Genomic DNA, 20764 nt, shown 5'->3' on the forward strand with positions numbered 1-20764 from the left:
ATTGGTGCGGGTCTGCAGGTTTTTCGGGAGGAAGGTGCTTAGGCCTCGACGGCGGCGAGCTCACGCTCGACGGCGGCGGTCAGGCGCTCTTCCAGTTCCGGAACCTTGATCTGCTGGATGATTTCGTTCAGGAAGCCACGTACCACCAGGCGGCGTGCAACGTCCTCCGGGATGCCCCGGGCCATCAGGTAGAACAGGTGCTCGTCGTCGAACCGGCCGGTGGCGCTGGCATGGCCTGCGCCCTCAATCAGGCCGGTCTCAATCTCGAGGTTCGGCACGGAGTCGGCGCGGCCGCCGTCGGTCAGCAGCAGGTTGCGGTTCACCTCGTAGGTGTCCGTCCCTTCGGCTTCCTTGCGGATCAGCACGTCGCCAACCCAGACCGTGTGCGCGTCCTTGCCCTGCAGTGCGCCCTTGTACATCACGCGGGACTTGCAGTTCGGGACAGCGTGGTCAACGAAGAGGCGCTGTTCCAGGTGCTGGCCGGCGTCGGCGTAGTACAGGCCGAACATCTCGACGTCGCCGCCGGTGGCGGTGAACTTGGATGAGGGCGTTACGCGGACCAGGTCGCCGCCGAGGCTGACCACAACGTGCTTGAAGCGTGCGTCGCGGCCGATCCGGGCGTACTGCGCCGAGGCGTGCACGGCGTCGTCGTCCCAGTCCTGGACGCTGATGACGGTGAGTTCCGCACCGTCGCCGACGAGGATCTCCACGTTCTGCGACAGGGTAGCCGAACCCTTGTGGTCCAGGACCACAACGGCCTTGGAGAAGGCTCCGGCTTCGATGACCACGTGCTGGGCGGCCGGATCGATGCCGGCGCCGGTGATGGTCAGCGTGATGGTGCCTTCGGCCTGGGTGTCCTTCGGGATGCTCACCAGTGTTGCGTCGGTGAACGCTTCCCAGGCAGCGGCAGCCACCAGATCCTCAGGGATGCCTGCGGCGCCGATCCGGGCATCATCGCGGCCGATACCGGCAACTGTGACGTTGTCGGGGGCGACGACGGCGACCTCAGGGGCGGTGCCCGTCAGCTCTGCGGTGTGCAGGCCGCGCAGGCGCTTCAGCGGGGTGAACCGCCAGTCCTCTTCACGGCCGGTGAGCTTGCCGAAGTCGGCCCGGTGGAAGGAGGAGGGACGGCCGGCGCGTGAGCTGTCCGGAATGCCTGCCCCGGCACCGTGGCTGTGGGACTTGCTGCTGTCGCCGCCCAGTACGGGAGAGGAATCGTTCAGCGGGGAAAGGTTTTCGCCTTCCTCAGTGAACCCGTCAATGCGGACGCGGCGTTCGCCCGAAGGCGCACCGATCCGTGCCTTGACGCCCTCCACTGCATTGCTGACCTTTTCGGCCACGTTCTCGGCTGCGTTTACTACGGTGTCGTTAAGCTTCGACATTAACCGACGGCTCCTTCCATCTGGAGTTCGATGAGGCGGTTGAGTTCAAGGGCGTATTCCATCGGCAGCTCACGTGCGATCGGCTCGATGAAGCCGCGCACGATCATGGCCATTGCCTCGTCCTCGGGAAGGCCGCGTGACATGAGGTAGAAAAGCTGTTCTTCGCTGACGCGCGAGACCGTGGCCTCGTGGCCCATGGTCACGTCGTCCTCGCGGATATCCACATACGGGTATGTGTCCGAGCGGGAGATGGTGTCCACCAGCAGCGCGTCGCAGCGAACGGTGTTGGCCGAGTTCTTGGCACCCTCGCGGACCTGCACCAGGCCGCGGTAGGCTGCACGGCCGCCGCCGCGGGCCACCGACTTGGAGATGATCGAACTCTTGGTGTTCGGTGCGATGTGCACCATCTTGGAGCCGGTGTCCTGGTGCTGGCCCTCACCGGCGAACGCGATCGACAGGGTCTCGCCCTTGGCGTGCTCGCCGACCAGGTAAACAGCCGGGTACTTCATGGTGACCTTGGAACCGATGTTGCCGTCGATCCACTCCATGGTGGCGCCTTCGTGTGCGATGGCGCGCTTGGTCACCAGGTTGTACACGTTGTTGGACCAGTTCTGGATGGTCGTGTAGCGGACGCGGGCGCCCTTCTTCACGATGATTTCGACGACGGCCGAGTGCAGCGAATCCGAGGTGTAGATCGGCGCGGTGCAGCCCTCGATGTAGTGGACGTAGGAGTCCTCGTCGGCGATGATCAGGGTCCGCTCGAACTGGCCCATGTTTTCCGTGTTGATCCGGAAGTATGCCTGCAGCGGGATCTCCACGTGCACGCCCTTCGGGACGTAGACGAAGGAGCCGCCGGACCACACGGCAGTGTTCAGCGAGCCGAACTTGTTGTCACCCACCGGAATGACGGTGCCGAAGTACTCCTGGAAGATCTCCGGGTGTTCCTTCAGGGCAGTGTCGGTGTCGAGGAAGATGACGCCCTGGCGTTCCAGGTCCTCGCGGAGCTGGTGGTAGACAACCTCGGACTCGTACTGGGCGGCGACGCCGGAAACCAGGCGGCCGCGCTCAGCTTCGGGGATGCCGAGCTTCTCATACGTGTTGCGGATGTCCTCCGGCAGGTCCTCCCAGGTGTTGGCCTGCTTCTCGGTGGAGCGCACGAAGTACTTGATGTTGTCGAAGTCGATGCCGGAGAGGTCTGCACCCCAGGTCGGCATGGGCTTGCGGTCGAAGTACTTCAGGCCCTTCAGCCGGATGTCCAGCATCCATTCGGGTTCGTTCTTCTTCGCCGAGATGTCGCGGACAACCTCCTCGGAGAGGCCGCGGCGTGCGTTGGACCCGGCTACATCGGAGTCAGCCCAACCGTACTCATAGGTGCCGATGCCCTCGAGCTCGGGGTTCTTTTCCAGAATGTCTGAAATTACGGAATCGGGCACCGCTGCGGGTGCCTCCGCCTTCCGGGTTACTTGATCCGTCATCACGGCCTTTCTTGCTGATGAGTGGATGTGGACTGGGTTGCGGCGCCCACCGGCTGGTGCGGCGCAGACATGGAACGGCCCACCGGAATGTGGGTCGTACAGACGTGCCCCCCGCGGGAGAGTGTGGACAGCCTTCGCACGTCCACTCCCAGCAGCCGGGAGAAAACTTCGGTCTCCTTGTCACAGAAGACGGGATAGGCGCTTGCCAGCGCCTGGATAGGGCAGTGCCCCTGGCACAGCTGGATGCTCAGCAGGGTGCTGGGTGTCCGGCTGGTGCCGATCATGGTGGTGGATCCGACGAACCCGTCCTTGGTCAGCAGGGCGGCCAGGGCCTCAGCCCGGTCTTCGAGAGCCGGCCCGGCGGCGTCGAGCATCGGACGGTACCGTTCCTCCATTTTCTGGAAGCGCGCCGCCGCGAAGGCCTCAATAGCCCCGGGGCCGGCAGCCTTGCCCAGTTCCCGCAGGGCTTCGGTGGCAATGGTCAGGTAATCATTACCAAGGTAGGACTGCCCCTGATGGCTCACCACGTAGCGGCGTGCCGGACGGCCTGCACCTGAACCTGGGTTGCTGACGCGCTTGACCTCGATCAAGCCCTCCCGCTCCAGCGTGTCGAGGTGCCGGCGGACTGCCGCGGGCGTGAACCCGAGCTTCTCGCCGAGTTCAGCGGCGCTGACAGGACCGCGCTCCAGTACTGCACCGAGCACGCGGTCCCGGGTGCGCTCGTCCGGCTCCCGGGCAACTGTGGCAGGGGCGGTGTTCACCGCCCCTGGAATCTCCGTCTCAGAACTCTTCACTGAATACACAACACAATCATGACCTAATCCATTCCTCCAGGCTACTAAGGGCAGGCTTCCCCTTGGCAGGGAGGATGCTGACCGGGCGGCGGAACTGGACTACTACCTAACGTAGAATATGGGCGTGCCTAACGACGAACCGTGCCTGACCATCCATGGCCTGATCCGGGACCGCGGTCCCATTCCCGGCCTGGAAGGCAAAATGATCCGGGTCCTGGCCGGCGTCGATTTCTCGGCCAGACGCGGCCAGGTCACCGCACTCCTGGGGGCCAACGGAGCCGGCAAAACCACCACGCTTGAATGTGCCCAGGGGCTGCAGCCGATCGACGGCGGAGAGGTGCGGCTGCTGGGCCGTGCGCCCTATGGGGCCGGTGCGGACCTGCGCGCACGCGTAGGCGTGATGCTTCAGGACGGCGGTTTGCCGCCGTCGGCCCGTCCGATGGCACTACTGCGCCATGTAGCCCGGATGTACGCAGATCCCCGTGATGTGGACTCCCTGGTGGACCGGCTGGGGATCGGCAGCTTCGCCAATACGGGAATCCGGCGCCTCTCCGGAGGCCAGCGGCAGCGGGTGGCACTGGCGGCCGCGCTGGTGGGCAATCCGGAAGTCCTTTTCCTGGATGAACCCAGCGCCGGGCTGGATCCGCAGTCCCGCCAGATCGTGTTCGACCTGATCCAGGAACTTCGTGCCGAGAACCTCGGCATTATCCTCACTACGCATCTGCTCGACGATGCGCAGAAGCTTGCCGACTACGTTTACATCATCGACGCCGGCCGCACGGTGGCCAGGGGAACCGTGGCTGAACTGACGGCGCGGACGGCGGATCACCCCTCCGGCCGCGAACTGACCTTCGAAGCCCCGCCTGGGTTGGCGGTATCCATTCCCCCGCTTTCCCACCTCGCCCTCACCGAAGAAAGCCCGGGACGCTACGCGCTGCGCGGTGAGTTCTCCCCCGCAGACCTGGCAAACCTTGCCGGCTGGTGGCACGAAGCCGGGATCCTGCCGGACAGTATCCACATGGCGTCGCGGACGCTGGAGGATGTATTCCTCGAACTCTCCGGAAAGGAGATCCGATGAGCGCCCCCGCGTCCCTGGCCGTCCGGGTCCTGAACCAAGGCAAGTATGAAGCCGGCACCATGCTGCGCAATGGAGAGCAGCTGGTTCTCGCCGTCGTGCTTCCCCTGCTGGGACTGATCGCGCTGAGCGTGACACCTATCCTCGACAGCTACGGGCCATCCCGGGTGGACACCGCCACACCGGGTGTCCTGGCGCTCTGCGCCATGTCCACGGCCTTCACCGGCCAGGGCATTGCCACCGGGTTCGACCGGCGTTACGGCGTCCTGCGGTTCCTTTCCACCACGCCGCTGGGCCGGGCCGGGCTGATCGCGGGCAAGGTCATCGCCGTGCTCTCCGTCCTGGCCATCCAGGTCCTGCTGGTCACGGTCGTTGCCCTGTTCCTTGGGTGGCGCCCCTCCCTGCCAGGCATCCCCCTGGCACTGCTGCTGCTGATACTCGGGGCAGTGGCCTTCACCGCCCTCGGCCTGCTCGTGGCCGGCACCGTCCGTCCCGAAGCGACGCTCGCCATCACCAACCTGCTCTGGATCCTGCTGGCGGGCCTTGGCGGTATCATCATTCCCGCCAGCAGCCTCAACGCGGGCCTTGAGCCGTACATCCAGCTGCTGCCCTCGGCGGCTCTGGGTGATGCCCTAAGGGCTGCCCTGATCGATACACAGTTCAACCTTCCCGCCACGTTCGTCCTGCTGGCGTGGACAATCCTGGGCGGCCTCGCTGCCGTCCGCTGGTTCAAATGGAGTTAGCCCCCGTGCCGAAGACACCCGCACCTGCCCCAGCCACCCGAAACCCGGAGACTTCCACGGGTCCCGCGACCAGCCGCCTGGTCCGGTCCCTGGCGGTCGCCACCCTGGTGGCCAACATCGGCATCGTTGTCACGGGCGGAGCCGTGCGTCTCACTGCCTCCGGCCTCGGCTGCCCGGAATGGCCGCTCTGCACCCCGGATTCCCTGATTACGACGCCGGAAATGGGTGTCCACGGAATCATCGAGTTCGGCAACCGGCTGCTGACCTTTGTGCTGGCAGCCATTGCCTTCGCGATGGTGGCCTCGGTCTGGAAGGCACGCTCTGCCCGTCCGGACCTCTTCTGGCTTTCCGTGGCTGCCCTGGCCGGCATCCCCGCCCAGGCCCTGATCGGCGGCATCACCGTGTGGACAGGCCTGAACCCGTGGGTGGTAGGACTGCACTTCATTGTTTCCATGGTGATCATCTGCGTGGCCGTGGTCCTGGTGAACCGGGCCTGGCTCAGCGGCTCCAGGCTTGCTGCTGCCGAGGCACCGCTGGCCGGGCGCACCCTGCGTCCGGTGGTCTGGGCCATTGCTGTCCTTTCTGCCATCACGGTGATCCTCGGCGTCATCGTGACCGGCTCCGGCCCGCACGCCGGAGACCATGGCGCAGCACGCAACAACCTGGACCCTGACCTGGTGACCCGTCTCCACGTGGTTCCGGTCTACCTGCTGGTCTTCGCCGTCGCTGTTGCGCTGTACCTGGTGTACCGCCGCGGTGCCGACCGGCGTCTCCGGCGTTCGCTGCTCATCTTTACAGTTGTTCTGCTGGCCCAGGCTGTCATTGGCTACACCCAGCACTTCCTGCACCTGCCGATCGTCCTGGTGGCGCTGCACATGCTCGGTGCCTCGATGATGACCGCTGCGGCGGCCCACGTCGTCTACACCGGCCTCTCACGGAAGGTTCCGGGCGGCGCGGTGTCTGAAGCAGCGGTTTCCGATGCTGCAGTTTCCGGTGCTGCGTCAGGTGATGCTGCCCGGGGCTAACCCGGTACCCGCTGAACCCCTTCCGGTTTAGTGTCTGTGCGGCGCTGACGGAGGGAGCGGTTACCTGCTGGAACGGCTGGAACCACTGGAACGGCTGGAACGGCTGGAACCTGCTGGAACGGTTGGAACCTTGCTGGTCCGGCGTGACCGGCTTGCCGTCCCTCTTGCTGTGAACGTATTTGTCAAAGGCCTCTCCGCGTCTGCGGGGAGGCCTTTGGGGTTTCTGGGGGTGGGCGCGCGGGGGCTGTGGGGATGGGCGCGCGGGGGCTGTGGGGATGGGCGCGCGGGGGCGGCTGGGCTGGAGCTGTGTACCAGCTGCCAGGTGCCAGGTTTCCCACTAAATGTGACTGCCGTGGCCCGTGGGGTCACTCTCGGTTACTCCTGTAACTGAGAGTGGGAACGGTGGATCCGCGTGGATCCGTGTGGACCGCGATTGCCGGATGAGTGCCACAGATGCCGGGCCGGAACGTCACCAGACAGCGCTCAGACAGTGCGGGACCCGGGCAGACACTGCGGGACCCGGGCAGCAAGCCTTCCTATGACACGGGTTCCCACTCTTTGTTCACTCCTGGGCCTGGAGTGACCCCACCAGCCCCAGGAGAATACACACAGTGGGAACGTGTGTCGCCGTATCGGCGGGGACGAAACAGGCGAGGCTGGGGTGATGGGATTCGCCGGGTTACGGCACCAGCAGCGGACGGACTTACGGCCAACGGATTCGCCGGATTCGGCACCAGCGGCGGGCCCTTTCGGGAGTTACAGTGTTCGGACACCAGCACCGCCCCGGGGTCCACTGGTCTTCCAGAGACATCGGGAAGAATCACCCGCGAATCAGACGCAACTTCAGAAGACAGCCCGTTACAGACCGGCACACAGCCCCTGAGGCAGCTAACGGCTGGAACCAGCACGCAGCCACCCGCCGGGCACAGGCCGGAAAAAGGACGGGCTAGAAGAGCGGACCGCCGACGAACGGGTCGATGGCGAGGGCAATGAAGAGGATCGTGAGGTAGCTGATCGAGCCATGGAAAACCTTCATGGCCGACTTGTCGCTGACCTCGCCGCGCTGGGCACGGCCGTGCAGGCGGTGCGTCTCGGCAAGGAACCAGATACCGCTCAGGGCAGCACCGATGGTGTAGACCCAGCCGGCACCGCCGACCGGGACCAGAAGCAGGGAGCAGACCACGGTGGCGTAGGCGTAGAGCACAACCTGGACGGAGACGAGCTTGGCACCGGCCACGGCACCGAGCATCGGTACCGAGGCATTGCGGTAGTCCTCGCCGTACTTCATGGACAGCGGCCAGTAGTGCGGCGGGGTCCAGAGGAAGATGACCATGAACAGGATGACTGCCGGCCATTCGACGGTGTTTGTTACGGCAGCCCAGGCGATCAGCACCGGCATGCAGCCGGCAGCGCCGCCCCAGACAATGTTCTGGGTGGTCCGGCGCTTGAGGATCAGGGTGTACAGGACCACATAGAGCAGGATGGCGCCGAGGCCAAGCAGCCCCGTCAGCGGGTTCGCGCCGAACCACAGGAGGGCAATCGAAACGATGCCCAGCACCCAGCCGAAGACGAGGGCCTCACGCGGCGTCACCTCACCGGTGACCAGCGGGCGCTTCTCGGTCCGGCGCATCAGCCGGTCCATGTCCCGGTCAATGTAGCAGTTGAAAACGCCGGCGCTGGCCGCTGCCAGTGCGCCGCCGACCATGGTTGCCACCATGAGCCAGACAGAGGGAATGCCGCCCTGGGCAAAGAACATGGTGGGAAGCGTGGTAACCAGCAGGAGTTCAATGACGCGCGGCTTCGTCAGCGCAACGTAGGCCCGAAGCTTACGTCCCGCGCTCATTTTTCCGGTGTAGACCGGAACCTCGGCGGGGGCATGCTGCGTACTCACGAAACGATCACTCAGTCCTGTCTAGGGTCCTGCTCTGGGCCGGAAAAGTCCGAGATCATCATAACCTCTATCCCCTGTAGAAAACGAAGCCTGCGAGCCGTTCCCGCAGCAACGTCCCCGGAGTGTGCTTCTCCCCCGGCAGGATCCCACGGGGATGACCGTCACGATACGCCCAATGGCGTGCCCTTCGGGATAAGGTTGGAGCGGACATTCCCACGGGGCCATCGGGCACCGCAGGAGGAGCGCAGAGCCTGCCGCCCCGATCAGCATTACCGCGCATGCGGCAGCGGATGAGCAGGAGAGCGCGATTGTCCGGTAACGATTCAGCACAAGGCTTCCGGTGCTCAAGGCGCCGGTCATCCCCGAAAGAGAGGGCCCGGTAAACGTGCCACATTTGGAAGAGCAGAACCTGACCTGGACCGAGACGGACAGCAAGGCAGTGGATACGATCCGCGTCCTCGCTGCCGACGCAGTTGAAAAGGTCGGCAACGGACACCCCGGAACAGCCATGAGCCTGGCTCCGGCAGCCTACCTGCTGTTCCAGAAACTCATGCGCCACGACCCGGCCGACCCGCACTGGATCGGCCGCGACCGTTTCGTCCTCTCCCCCGGCCACACCTCGCTGACCCTTTACATCCAGCTCTTCCTCTCCGGCTACGGACTGGAGCTGGACGATCTGAAGGCGCTGCGGACCTGGGGCTCCAAGACCCCCGGTCACCCCGAGTACCGGCACACTGACGGTGTGGAAATCACCACCGGCCCGCTGGGCCAGGGCCTGGCCTCCGCCGTCGGCTTCGCCTTCGCTCAGCGCCGCCTGCGCGGAATGTTCGACGCCGAGGCTCCCGCCGGCGAGAGCCCCTTCGACCACACCGTCTGGGTCATTGCCTCCGACGGCGACCTCCAGGAAGGTGTCACCTCCGAGGCCTCCTCGCTGGCCGGGCACCAGGAACTGGGCAACCTCGTGGTGATCTACGACGAGAACCACATTTCCATCGAAGACGACACCGACATCGCCTTCACTGAGGACGTCCTCAAGCGCTACGAGGCCTACGGCTGGCACACCCAGCGCGTGGACTGGACCGCCAGCGGCGAATACAAGGAAGATGTGGCAGGCCTCTACCAGGCACTGATGGCCGCCAAGGCTGAGACCTCGCGTCCCTCGATCATTTCGCTGCGCACCATCATCGGATGGCCCTCCCCCAACAAGCAGAACACCGGCAAGATCCACGGTTCGGCCCTGGGCCGGGACGAGGTCGCCGCACTGAAGGAAACCATGGGCTTCGACCCGGAAAAGTCCTTCGACGTCGATCCCGCCGTCCTGGAGCACGCCCGTGCAGCCGTCTCCCGCGGCGCCAAGGAACACGCCCTGTGGAACGAGGCGTTCGCCGCCTGGCAGGAAGCCAACCCGGAGGGCGCCGAGCTGCTTGAGCGCATCCAGGCCGGCAAGCTGCCCGCCGGCTGGGAAGCTTCCCTGCCCGAGTTCGCGGCAGGCAAGGATGTCTCAACCCGCGCCGCTTCCGGCAAGGTCCTCAGCGCCATCGGTCCGGTCCTGCCGGAACTCTGGGGTGGTTCAGCAGACCTCGCCGAATCCAACAACACCACCATCGAAGGGGCACCTTCCTTCGTCCCCGCAGGCAAGCAGACCAGCACCTGGTCCGGCGGCCCCTATGGACGGGTGCTGCACTTCGGCATCCGGGAACACGCCGCGGCAGCGATCGTCAACGGCATCACGATGGCGAGCAACACCCGCGCGTTCTCCGGAACCTTCCTGATCTTCAGCGACTACCAGCGCCCCGCCATCCGCCTCGGAGCCCTGATGGGCGTCCCGTCCATCTACGTCTGGACGCACGATTCGATCGGCCTCGGCGAAGACGGACCGACGCACCAGCCGGTCGAGCAGCTGGCATCGCTGCGCGCCATCCCGGGTCTCGACGTCGTCCGTCCCGCAGACGCCAACGAAGTGGCAGTCGCCTGGCGCACCATCCTTGAAAACACGGAAAACCCCGCAGGCATCGTCCTGACCCGCCAGAACGTTCCCACCTGGGAACGCGGCACAGGCACGGCAGACGCCGCTTCCTTCGGCTCCGCCGAAGGTGCCGCCCGCGGCGGGTACGTGCTCGCCGAGGCTGTGCGCGGCGGCGAAGCTGTCACTCCGGACGTCGTGCTGATCGGCACCGGCTCCGAGGTCCAGCTGGCCGTCGAAGCCCGCGAAGCCCTTGCAGTCGAGGGAATCGCCGCCCGGGTCGTTTCCATGCCCAGCGTTGAGTGGTTCAACCGGCAGGACGCGGACTACCGCGAGTCGGTCCTCCCCCGCGGCGTCAAGGCACGTGTTTCGGTCGAAGCCGGAATTTCCCAGGGCTGGCGTGAGTTCGTAGGAGATAACGGGCGCATGGTTTCCCTGGAGCACTTCGGCGCCTCCGCAGACTACAAGACCCTGTTCAACGAGTTCGGCATCACCGCCGACGCCGTCGCACAGGCCGCCCGCGATTCCCTGGCAGCCGTCCGCGGCCAGGACTCCGCACCCGCCGGCACGCCAGCCGCGCCTTCCGGAGCCGCGTCCACCAAGACCGGCGACCAGAAGTAAAACGGAACTAAAGGAGCACACCAATGACTTCCACCCCTACCGCAGCCCTCTCCGAGGCCGGAGTTTCCATTTGGCTTGATGACCTCTCGCGCGAAAGGATCACCTCCGGCTCGCTGAAGGACCTGATTTCCTCGCGCAACGTCGTCGGCGTCACCACCAACCCGAGCATCTTCGCCGCCGCCCTGGCGAACGGCGAGTCCTACGCGGCCCAGGTCCAGCAGCTGGCAGCCAGCGGCGCCGACGTCGACAAGGCCGTCTTCGAGATCACCACCGACGACGTCATCCAGGCGTGCGACGTCTTCGCCCCCGTGTACAAGGCAACGAACGGCGTTGACGGCCGGGTCTCGATCGAGGTGGACCCCCGTCTCTCCCGCGACACCCAGGGCACGATCAACGAAGCGAAGGAACTCTTCGACAAGGTTGGGCGCAGCAACGTGCTCATCAAGATCCCGGCCACCCAGGAAGGCCTGCCGGCGATCTCGGCTGTCCTTGCAGCCGGCATCAGCGTCAACGTCACCCTGATCTTCTCGCTGGAGCGCTACCGCGAGGTCATCAACGCGTTCATGGTGGGCATCGAGCAGGCCCGTGAAAACGGTCATGATCTCTCCACCATCCACTCGGTGGCGTCCTTCTTCGTCTCCCGGGTCGACGCCGAGATCGACAAGCGGCTCGACGCCGCCGGCTCGGACGAAGCGAAGGCACTCAAGGGCAAGGCCGGTCTCGCAAACGCCCGCCTGGCCTACCAGGTCTTCGAAGAGTCGTTCGCCACGGAACGCTGGCAGGTCCTGGCAGCCGCCGGTGCCAATGCGCAGCGTCCCCTCTGGGCCTCCACCGGCGTCAAGGACCCGGCCCTGCCGGACACCCTGTACGTCACCGAGCTGGTGGCTCCCGGCGTCGTCAACACGATGCCGGAGAAGACCCTCGAAGCGACAGCAGACCACGGCAAGGTCACCGGTGACACCGTCACGGGCACCTACGCCGAGTCCGCTGCCCTGCTCGACGCCCTGGACCGCCAGGGCGTGGACTACAACGAAGTCGTCGAACTCCTTGAGGCCGAAGGCCTGGACAAGTTCGTCGTCTCCTGGGGCGAGCTGCTCGAGACTGTATCCACCGCACTGGCCGGCGCACGGGAGGCATAGGAACCATGACAACACTGTCCTTTGAAGCGGCCGGGGCCGCCCGAGACGCCGTGGAGGCGAAGGTCCCTGGGCTGGTCCGCGATGAAGTCGCTGCGCGGCTGCTCGCGCAGGACCCCACCCTGTGGGGCCCCGACGCCGAAGCTGAAGCCGCCATCCGGCTTGGCTGGCTGAACCCCTCGGAACATTCCCGGCCGCTGCTGGGACAGATCCGTGCGCTCCGCGACGAGCTCGCTGCTGAAGGGGTCACCCGCGTGGTCCTGGCCGGCATGGGCGGCTCGTCGCTGGCGCCGGAGGTCATCACCCGCACTGCGGGTGTGGACCTCACGGTCCTTGACTCCACCGATCCGGACTCCGTCGCTGCGGCCCTGGCCGAAGACCTGGCGGGGACCGTGATCGTGGTGTCCTCCAAGTCGGGTTCCACGGTGGAGACCGACTCCCAGCGGCGTGCCTTTGAGGATGCCTTCACGAAGGCCGGTATCAACGCCGCGTCACGGATCGTGGTCGTGACCGATCCGGGCTCGCCCCTGGACGGCGCGGCGCGCGAGGCCGGCTACCGCGCAGTCTTCAACGCCGATCCGAACGTCGGCGGGCGCTATTCGGCGCTGACCGCGTTTGGCCTGGTGCCCTCCGGGCTGGCAGGTGCGGATATCGAAGCCCTGCTGGACGCCGGAGAGGACACGGCCGAGATTCTCAGCGAAAACGACGCGGATAACATCGGCCTCGCGCTCGGCGCGGCGCTGGGCGGGACGGATCCGCTGCGGAACAAGATCGTGATCGTGGATGAGGGGTCCGGCCTGGCCGGCTTCCCCGACTGGGCTGAACAGCTGATCGCGGAATCCACGGGCAAGCTGGGCACCGGGCTGCTTCCGGTGGCTGTGGAGCCGGGGGCACCGGAGATCCTCAGCGGTGCTCCGGACGTCCTGGTCGTGCGGATCACCGCACCGGACTCCGATGCCCTTCCGGAGGGAAACCAGGTGGTTGTCTCCGGCAGCCTCGGCGCGCAGATGATGCTGTGGGAGTACGCCACGGCTGTTGCGGGGCGCCTGCTGGGTATCAATCCGTTTGACCAGCCCGACGTCGAAGCGGCCAAAAAGGCCGCCCGCGGCCTGCTGGATGCCCAGCCCAAGCCGGCGGCGCCGTCGTTCGTTGACGGCAACATCGAGGTCCGCGCGGATCCCGCGCTGCTCGGCGGTGCCGACACCCTCGAAGGCGCGCTCCGTGCGCTCCTGCAGCAGCTTGGCGAAGACGGCTACCTCAGCATCCAGGCTTACCTGGACCGGACTGCCCAGGCCCCGCTGGAGCAGCTGCGGCCGGAACTGGCGCAGCTGACCGGCCGGCCTGTGACCTTCGGCTGGGGACCGCGTTTCCTGCACTCCACCGGGCAGTTCCACAAGGGCGGCCCCGCTCAGGGAGCCTACCTGCAGATCACCGGGACCCCCGCCCGGGACGTGCCGATTCCCGGCCGTCCGTTCACCTTCGGTGAGCTGATCGCGGCCCAGGCAGCCGGTGACGCCCAGGTCCTCGTCGACCAGGGGCGTCCTGTCCTGCGGTTGAACCTGCTGGACCGCGGCGCAGGAGCCGCGCAGCTGACGGAGACCATCAAGGGACTATCCAAGGACGGTAACTAGCTGATGTCCCATGAGCAAGACAACGGTTCCCCCAGCCCGTTGCGGGATCCTCGTGACCGGCGGCTGAGCCGGATCGCAGGCCCCTCCTCCCTGGTGATTTTCGGCGTGACCGGGGACCTGGCACGCAAGAAACTCATTCCGGCGGTCTACGACCTGGCCAACCGCGGTCTGCTTCCGCCCAGTTTTTCCCTGGTTGGATTCGGCCGGCGGGAATGGAGCGACGCTGACTTCACCGCATATGTGAAGGAATCGGTGCAGGCTGGTTCCCGGACGGCCTTCAGCGAGAGTGTCTGGGACCAGCTGGTCGAAGGCATCCGGTTTGTGCAGGGCGGCTTCGACGACGATGCGGCGTTCGACAAACTCCGCACGACGCTTGAGGAACTGGATGAGAAGCGCGGCACCCGCGGCAACGTGGCGTTCTATCTTTCCGTTCCGCCGAAGAGCTTCGAGCAGGTATGCCAGCAGCTCTCCAGCCACGGACTGGCTGATTCGGCCGAAGGCCAGTGGCGCCGCGTCGTCATCGAAAAGCCGTTCGGCCATGACCTCCAGTCAGCCCGGGACCTGAACGAAGTGGTTGAAGCGGTCTTCCCCGCCGATTCGGTTTTCCGGATCGACCACTACCTCGGCAAGGAAACTGTCCAGAACATCCTGGCGCTGCGCTTCGCGAACCAGCTCTTCGAGCCGATCTGGAACGCCAATTATGTTGACCACGTCCAGATCACCATGGCGGAGGACATCGGCATTGGCGGACGTGCGGGCTACTACGACGGCGTCGGAGCCGCCCGCGACGTGATCCAGAACCACCTGCTCCAGCTGCTGGCGCTCACCGCGATGGAAGAGCCGATCTCCTTCGACGCTGCACACCTGCGCGCCGAGAAGGAGAAGGTGCTGGCCGCGGTCCGGCTGCCCAAGGATCTCTCCACCCATTCCGCCCGCGGGCAGTACACCGGCGGCTGGCAGGGCGGCGAAAAGGTCACCGGATTCCTGGAGGAAGAGGGCTTCAACCCGGATTCCAAGACCGAAACCTTCGCGGCCATCCGGCTGGATATCAATACGCGCCGCTGGGCCGGTGTGCCGTTCTACCTGCGCGCCGGAAAACGACTGGGACGCCGCGTCACCGAGATCGCCGTCGTGTTTAAGCGTGCGCCGAATCTGCTGTTCCGGGACCATGAAGAGGACGACTTCGGCCAGAACGCCGTCGTCATCCGGGTCCAGCCGGACGAAGGCGCCACCATCCGGTTCGGCTCCAAGGTGCCGGGAACCCAGATGGAGGTCCGGGACGTTTCCATGGACTTCGGCTACGGTCACTCCTTCACGGAGTCCAGCCCGGAGGCCTACGAACGGCTCATCCTCGACGTCCTCCTTGGTGAGCCGCCGTTGTTCCCGCGGCACGAAGAGGTGGAGCTCTCCTGGAAGATCGTTGATCCGTTCGAGGAGTACTGGGCTTCCCTGGACGAACAGCCCGAACCCTACGCCCCCGGCAGCTGGGGCCCGCCCTCAGCTGCCGAACTGCTTGCCCGTGACGGAAGGACCTGGAGAAGGCCGTGATCGTTGAACTGCCAGACACCACCACGTCCAAGGTGTCGAAGAAGATCGTTGCAATGCGGGACAAGGGCGGGGTGGTGGCCCTGGGCCGCGTGCTGACCCTGGTGATCGTTGCCAAGCCCGATTTTGTGGAAGAAGCCATTGAAGCGGCGAACGCCGCCAGCCGGGAACATCCGTGCCGGATCATCGTCCTGGTGGCAGGATCACCGGATGAGCCGTCCCGGCTGGACGCGGAGATCCGGGTTGGCGGCGATGCCGGTGCCTCTGAGGTCATCCTGCTCTACGGCTACGGTGAACTGGCGGCCGAGAGTGAGTCACTGGTATCCGCCCTGCTGCTGCCGGACGCACCGATCGTGGCGTGGTGGCCGCACGGTGTGCCGAAGTCGGCCGCCGCCACTCCCCTGGGCCGCATTGCACACCGGCGCATCACGGACGCAGCTAACGAGTCCAACCCGAAGCAGGCGCTGCTGGACCTCAGCCGGAGCTACAAGGCCGGCGATACGGACCTGAGCTGGACCCGTCTGACACACTGGCGGATCCAGCTGGCAGCGGTGCTGGAACAGAACGGTGCCAGCGGCATCCGCTCCATCACGGTGGAGGGAGCATCAGATTCTGCCAGTACCTTCCTGCTGGCGGCCTGGCTGAAAAATGCCCTCCAGGTTCCGGTGGAAATCATCGAGGACAAGGCTGGCAGCGGGATGCGGCGGGTCCGGCTGGAACGTAACGCCGGGATGATCGAGCTGTACCGGCCTGACGGCAGTACGGCCTACCTCACCCAGCCCGGACAGCCCGAGCAGCGGATCTCGCTGCCCAGGCGGAACCTGCATGAGTGCCTGGCCGAAGAACTCCGCCGGCTGGATCCTGACGAAGTATTCGGAGAAGTACTAACGCAGGGACTGGCAGCGTGCCTGATCCCGGAACGGATTGACGCATGAGGCAATTCCCGAACGGTGTAAGCATCCATCCCGACTTCGACGCCCTGTGCAGTGCGACGGCGGGCCGCATGATCACGAAACTGGTGGATGTGCAGAGCCGGCGGGGTGAGGCCACCGTGGTGCTGACCGGCGGCAGCGCCGGCATCGCCGTGCTGGCCGCTGTGGCGGCGGCACCTGCGCGCAGTGCCGTGGACTGGCAGCGGGTGAACTTCTGGTGGGGAGACGAGCGGTTTGTTGCCGCTGACTCTCCGGAGCGCAACGCCCGCGCAGCTTGGCAGGCCATGCTTGAGCCCCTGGGAGTAGATCCGATGCGGGTGCACGAGGTTCCCTCCACCGAAGCCCCCGGTGACGTCGAAGCGGCGGCTGCGGCGTATGCCGGGGAACTGGCTGCAGTGGCCGAGGCAGAGGAGCTCGCGGAAGGATTTGAGGAGATCGACCCGCGGCTTCCAAGGTTCGATGTCCTGCTCCTGGGGGTGGGACCCGATGCGCACGTCGCCTCCCTGTTCCCGGAAATGGCCGGCATCCGCACCACCGACGAGACCGTTGTCGCGGTGCGCGACTCCCCCAAGCCGCCGCCGGAGCGCGTGTCGCTGACGCTGGAAGCGATCAACACCGCCGAAGAGGTCTGGCTGGTGGTGGCCGGCGAGGACAAGGCCGGAGCCGTGGGCCTGGCCTTGGCTGGTGCCGGTCCGGTCCAGGTCCCTGCAGCCGGAGCACAGGGCCGGGCGAAGACCCGGTGGCTGGTTGACCAGGCGGCTGCTTCGCAGCTCCCGGAACGGCTGCTGGAGTCGGGGAACTAGCGGGTCCCAGCGTTACGAACTGCATACAGAAGAATGGCCCCGGATCTCCGATCCGGGGCCATTCTTCTGTATCAGGTCTGTTCAGGCTGCCACCGCGCCGCTAATTGGGCCGTGCCGTCTCTTGGGGCCGCGCCGACTGCTGGGAGCAGCGTCCGGGAAGCAGATACGCCGGCGGGTCCTACGACTCGCCGGAGAAACGCTGGATCAGGCCGAGGGCTATGATGACCAGGCCCCAGGAGAGGCCCAACACCACGGTGAAGCGGTTCAGGTTCTTCTCCGCGACTCCGGAAGAACCCATGCTGGTGCTCATACCCCCGCCGAACATGTCCGACATACCGCCGCCGCGGCCCTTGTGAAGAAGGATCAGGAACGTGAGCAGCAAGCTGGTCAGGCCAAGCAGAACCAGCAGGATGATCTTCAGAATTTCCACTTACGGCCTTTCACGGGTGACACATTGAATTGGAGACGCTGCCGCTGCGCAGGTCAGTCGGTCACCAGGTGTTGTTCGAACCTGACAATATTAGCAAATTCGGCTACGTCCAAACTGGCACCGCCCACCAGCACGCCGTCCACGTCACGCTCCTTGAGGATGCTGGCGGCATTGGCAGCCTTCACAGATCCTCCGTAGAGCAGCCGGACCTTGGCGGCAACGGCGTCGTCGTAGAGATCTGCGAGTTCAGCGCGGATCGTGCTGCACATTTCCTGAGCGTCCTCCGGGCCTGCCACCTCGCCGGTGCCGATGGCCCAGACAGGTTCGTAGGCGATGACCAGGCGCGAGACTTCTTCAGCGGACAGACCCACCAGGTCGTTGCGCACCTGCTCCAGGGTGTGGAGCAGGTGGTTGCCGGCCTGCCGTTCAGCCAGGCCTTCACCGACGCAGAGCACGGGCACGAGGTTGTTCCGGAAGGCGGCCCGGAGCTTGGCGTTCAGCAGTTCATCGGATTCCCCGTGGACGCTGCGGCGTTCGCTGTGGCCGACCAGCACGTAGCTGCAGCCCAGACGGGACAGGAACTGCCCGGAAATGTCTCCGGTGAAGGCACCGGAGTCCTCCGGGGACAGGTCCTGGGCGCCGTAGGCGACCTTAAGCTTGTCGCCCTGGACAAGTGTCTGGGTGCTGCGCAGGTCAGTGAACGGAGGGAAGACCACAACTTCGACCCGGCCGAAGTCGTGCTTGGCGTCGCTGAGCGTCCAAGCCAGTTTCTGCAGCAGCGTAATGCCCTGCACATGGTCCATGTTCATTTTCCAGTTGCCCGCGATCAGCGGTGTGCGGTCGAACTTGCCGTTGGTCGAGGTTGTCATCTCTGCTCCGGTTCGGTTTGGTTAGGGTGTCCTGGTGCGGACATGGGAACGGGTCCGCCGGCTGACTGCCGGCGGACCCGGGGTGGTTAGTTGTCGAGGACTGCGATGCCGGGAAGTTCCTTGCCCTCGAGGTATTCCAGGCTGGCACCGCCACCGGTGGAGATATGCCCGAAGTCGGAATCGGAGAAGCCCAGCTTGCGCACGGCTGCCGCGGAATCTCCGCCGCCCACGACGGTGAGGCCGGAGCACGCCTTCAACCCTTCAGCAACGGCTTTCGTTCCGTTGGCGAACGCATCGAACTCGAAGACCCCCATGGGGCCGTTCCAGAAGACCGTGGCGCCCGAACGGATCCGCTCGCTGAAGGCAGCAGCTGAGTCGGGACCAATGTCGAGGCCGGTCCCGGACGCGCCGAAACTGCTGCTCTCAATGGCCGAGGCCGGGACGACCTCGTGCTTGGCGTCCGCCGCAAACCTGTCCGCCACCACAATGTCGGTGGGCAAAACGAACTCGCAGCCGGCCGCCGCCGCACGGGAGAGGTAGTCCTTGACGGTCTCGATCTGGTCCTCTTCCAGCAGGGACGCGCCCACCTTGTACCCCTGAGCGGCCAGGAAGGTGTAGACCATGCCCCCGCCGATCAGCAGATAGTCGGCCCGGGTCATGAGGTTCTCGATCACGGCCAGCTTGTCCGAGACCTTGGAACCGCCCAGCACCACAACGTAGGGCTTGGCCGGGTCCGTGGTCAGCCGGGAAAGCACCTCGAGTTCCGAGCGGACCAGGTTACCTTCGTACGCGGGGAGGACCGTGGCAATGTCGTACACGCTGGCGTGCCTGCGGTGCACGGCACCAAAGGCATCGTCCACATAGGCACCGGTCCCGTCGGCGAGCGAGGCCAGCTCCTGCGCCAGTTCCCTGCGCTGGGCATCGTCCTTGGAAGTCTCCCGCGCATCAAAGCGGATGTTCTGGAGCACCAGGACGCTGCCCGCGGCGAGGCCGGCAGCGCGTTCCCGGGCGCTGGGACCGGTCACGTCGTCGGCAAACTCGACCGCAAACGGTGCCAGCTCGTCGAGGCGGTCAACCGCGGGGCGCAGGCTGTACTTCTCGTCCGGCTGGCCCTTCGGACGGCCGAGGTGGGCCATGACAATGACTTTGGCGCCGCGCTCCACCAGCAGCTGCAGGGTCGGAATTGAGGCGCGGATCCGGCCGTCGTCGGTAACCCGGCCGTCCTCCAGCGGGACGTTCAGATCGGAACGGACAAGCACGTACCTGTTGTCAACGCCGTCGCTGAGCAGTTCGTCAAGTGTCTTGATTGTCATGTCTACCTTCGTTTTTCTATGCCGGGCGGGCGGTGGGCCTAAAGTTTGGAGGCTACGAGCGTGGTGAGGTCCACCAGGCGGCAGGAGTAGCCCCATTCGTTGTCGTACCAGCCAACAACCTTAACCTCGTTGCCCATGACGCGTGTCAGCCCCGAGTCATAAATGCACGACGCCGGGTCGGTCACGATGTCGGAGGAAACAATGGGCTCATCCGTGTAGCGGAGATACCCGTTCAGGGGTCCGTCGCTGGCAGCCTTGTACGCCTCATTGATGGCATCGACGCTGGCTTCCTTACCCAGTGCGACCGTCAGGTCCGTCACGGAGCCGGTGGGCACGGGGACGCGCAGCGCGAAGCCGTCCAGCTTTCCGTCGAGTTCAGGGATCACGAGCCCGATCGCCTTAGCCGCACCGGTGCTGGTCGGCACGATGTTCAGTGCTGCGGCGCGCGCCCGGCGCAGGTCGCGGTGCGGGCCGTCCTGCAGGTTCTGGTCGGCGGTGTACGCGTGGACGGTGGTCATCAGCCCGTGCTCAATTCCGAACGCGTCGTGGAGGACCTTCGCCAGCGGTGCAAGGCAGTTGGTGGTGCAGGATGCGTTGGAGATGATGGTGTCCGTGGCGGGATCGTAGGTGTTGTCGTTCACGCCCATCACGATCGTGCGGTCAACGCCCTTGCCTGGGGCTGAGATGAGCACCTTTTTGGCGCCGGCCTCCAGATGGGCGCGGGCGTCGTCGGCTTTGGTGAAGAAACCGGTGGACTCGATGACGATGTCCACTCCCAGATCCTTCCAGGGGAGCTTGGCGGGGTCGCGCTCAGCGAGGACCTTGATGGTTTTTCCGCCCACCACCAGGTTGCCGCCCTGAACTTCCACGCTGGCGCCGATCCGGCCGGTAATGGAATCGTATTTGAGCAGGTGGGCCAGGGCCTCGGGACTCGTCAGGTCGTTGACGGCAACGACCTCAAGGTCGGCACTGCGTTCCAGAGCGGCCCGAAAGTAATTGCGTCCGATACGCCCGAATCCGTTGATTCCAACACGAGTAGTCACTTTTCTTCTCTCCTTGATAGCGGGTCGTTCGAGAATCAGTGACCTCAGTGGGAAAAGGCCACTTCAGTTGACTTCGCAGGAGCGGCGGGCCGG

General features: G+C 65.5%; 17 protein-coding genes. 9 read left to right on the forward strand and 8 right to left on the reverse strand.

Annotation, left to right across the window (positions count from 1 at the left end):
* Positions 1-38: 38 nt before the first annotated feature.
* From sufD to H9638_RS07865, 3 genes are read right to left on the reverse strand one after another with little or no spacing between them, the layout of a single operon-like run.
* The gene (gene sufD / locus H9638_RS07855; RefSeq protein ID WP_191746641.1) at positions 39-1382 is read right to left on the reverse strand and encodes a Fe-S cluster assembly protein SufD; all 1344 of its coding nucleotides are present in this window, start codon (positions 1380-1382) and stop codon (positions 39-41) included.
* Positions 1382-2857, reverse strand: a complete 1476-nt coding sequence (gene sufB / locus H9638_RS07860; RefSeq protein ID WP_225217148.1) for a Fe-S cluster assembly protein SufB — start codon at positions 2855-2857, stop codon at positions 1382-1384. The genes sufD and sufB overlap by 1 nt, the downstream gene beginning before the upstream one ends.
* Positions 2857-3618 (reverse strand): helix-turn-helix transcriptional regulator, encoded by a 762-nt coding sequence (locus H9638_RS07865; protein ID WP_318241818.1) that lies wholly within the window; start codon positions 3616-3618, stop codon positions 2857-2859. The genes sufB and H9638_RS07865 overlap by 1 nt, the downstream gene beginning before the upstream one ends.
* Positions 3619-3769: 151 nt before the next feature.
* On the opposite strand from H9638_RS07865, the gene H9638_RS07870 reads away from it, so the two are divergent.
* The 3 genes from H9638_RS07870 to H9638_RS07880 are packed head-to-tail and all read left to right on the forward strand — an operon-like array spanning position 3770 to position 6494.
* Positions 3770-4729, forward strand: coding sequence for an ABC transporter ATP-binding protein (locus tag H9638_RS07870; RefSeq protein ID WP_191746643.1), 960 nt, complete (start codon positions 3770-3772; stop codon positions 4727-4729).
* Positions 4726-5469, forward strand: a complete 744-nt coding sequence (locus tag H9638_RS07875; RefSeq protein ID WP_191746644.1) for an ABC transporter permease — start codon at positions 4726-4728, stop codon at positions 5467-5469. Before H9638_RS07870 ends, H9638_RS07875 begins: the two co-directional genes overlap by 4 nt.
* Positions 5460-6494, forward strand: coding sequence for a COX15/CtaA family protein (locus H9638_RS07880; RefSeq protein ID WP_191746645.1), 1035 nt, complete (start codon positions 5460-5462; stop codon positions 6492-6494). Before H9638_RS07875 ends, H9638_RS07880 begins: the two co-directional genes overlap by 10 nt.
* Positions 6495-7440: 946 nt before the next feature.
* Here H9638_RS07880 and H9638_RS07885 read toward each other — a convergent pair.
* A complete protein-coding gene (locus H9638_RS07885; protein WP_191746844.1) occupies positions 7441-8337 on the reverse strand; it encodes a heme o synthase in 897 nt (298 codons plus the stop codon).
* 442 nt (positions 8338-8779) lie between these two features.
* Between H9638_RS07885 and tkt the strand changes: the two genes are divergently transcribed.
* Genes tkt through pgl form a run of 6 tightly spaced genes read left to right on the forward strand, consistent with a single transcriptional unit; the run spans position 8780 to position 17016 of the window.
* Entirely contained in the window at positions 8780-10969 is a 2190-nt protein-coding gene (gene tkt, locus H9638_RS07890; RefSeq protein ID WP_191746646.1) for a transketolase, read from the forward strand.
* Positions 10970-10992: 23 nt separating this feature from the next.
* Positions 10993-12108 (forward strand): transaldolase, encoded by a 1116-nt coding sequence (tal, locus tag H9638_RS07895; RefSeq protein WP_191746647.1) that lies wholly within the window; start codon positions 10993-10995, stop codon positions 12106-12108.
* Between the two features lie 5 nt (positions 12109-12113).
* Complete coding sequence (locus tag H9638_RS07900; RefSeq protein WP_191746648.1) at positions 12114-13736, forward strand: glucose-6-phosphate isomerase; 1623 nt, start codon at positions 12114-12116, stop codon at positions 13734-13736.
* Between the two features lie 3 nt (positions 13737-13739).
* Positions 13740-15284, forward strand: coding sequence for a glucose-6-phosphate dehydrogenase (gene zwf, locus H9638_RS07905; protein ID WP_191746649.1), 1545 nt, complete (start codon positions 13740-13742; stop codon positions 15282-15284).
* Complete coding sequence (locus tag H9638_RS07910) at positions 15281-16216, forward strand: glucose-6-phosphate dehydrogenase assembly protein OpcA (RefSeq protein ID WP_191746650.1); 936 nt, start codon at positions 15281-15283, stop codon at positions 16214-16216. The genes zwf and H9638_RS07910 overlap by 4 nt, the downstream gene beginning before the upstream one ends.
* Positions 16213-17016 (forward strand): 6-phosphogluconolactonase, encoded by an 804-nt coding sequence (gene pgl, locus H9638_RS07915; protein ID WP_191746651.1) that lies wholly within the window; start codon positions 16213-16215, stop codon positions 17014-17016. Before H9638_RS07910 ends, pgl begins: the two co-directional genes overlap by 4 nt.
* 178 nt (positions 17017-17194) lie before the next feature.
* On the opposite strand, the gene secG is transcribed toward pgl, so the two are convergent.
* The 4 genes from secG to gap form a co-directional block, all read right to left on the reverse strand.
* On the reverse strand, positions 17195-17446 hold the full coding sequence (secG, locus tag H9638_RS07920; RefSeq protein ID WP_066297948.1) for a preprotein translocase subunit SecG: 252 nt from the start codon (positions 17444-17446) through the stop codon (positions 17195-17197).
* A 53-nt stretch (positions 17447-17499) separates the two neighbouring features.
* Positions 17500-18315: a triose-phosphate isomerase gene (gene tpiA / locus H9638_RS07925; RefSeq protein ID WP_191746652.1), complete on the reverse strand. Its 816-nt coding sequence runs from the start codon at positions 18313-18315 to the stop codon at positions 17500-17502.
* A gap of 86 nt (positions 18316-18401) precedes the next feature.
* Entirely contained in the window at positions 18402-19628 is a 1227-nt protein-coding gene (locus tag H9638_RS07930; RefSeq protein WP_191746653.1) for a phosphoglycerate kinase, read from the reverse strand.
* A gap of 38 nt (positions 19629-19666) precedes the next feature.
* Positions 19667-20671: a type I glyceraldehyde-3-phosphate dehydrogenase gene (gene gap / locus H9638_RS07935; RefSeq protein WP_191746654.1), complete on the reverse strand. Its 1005-nt coding sequence runs from the start codon at positions 20669-20671 to the stop codon at positions 19667-19669.
* Between the last annotated feature and the right edge of the window lie 93 nt (positions 20672-20764).

The organism is Arthrobacter pullicola (assembly GCF_014836875.1).
GTDB classification, from domain to species: domain Bacteria; phylum Actinomycetota; class Actinomycetes; order Actinomycetales; family Micrococcaceae; genus Arthrobacter_B; species Arthrobacter_B pullicola.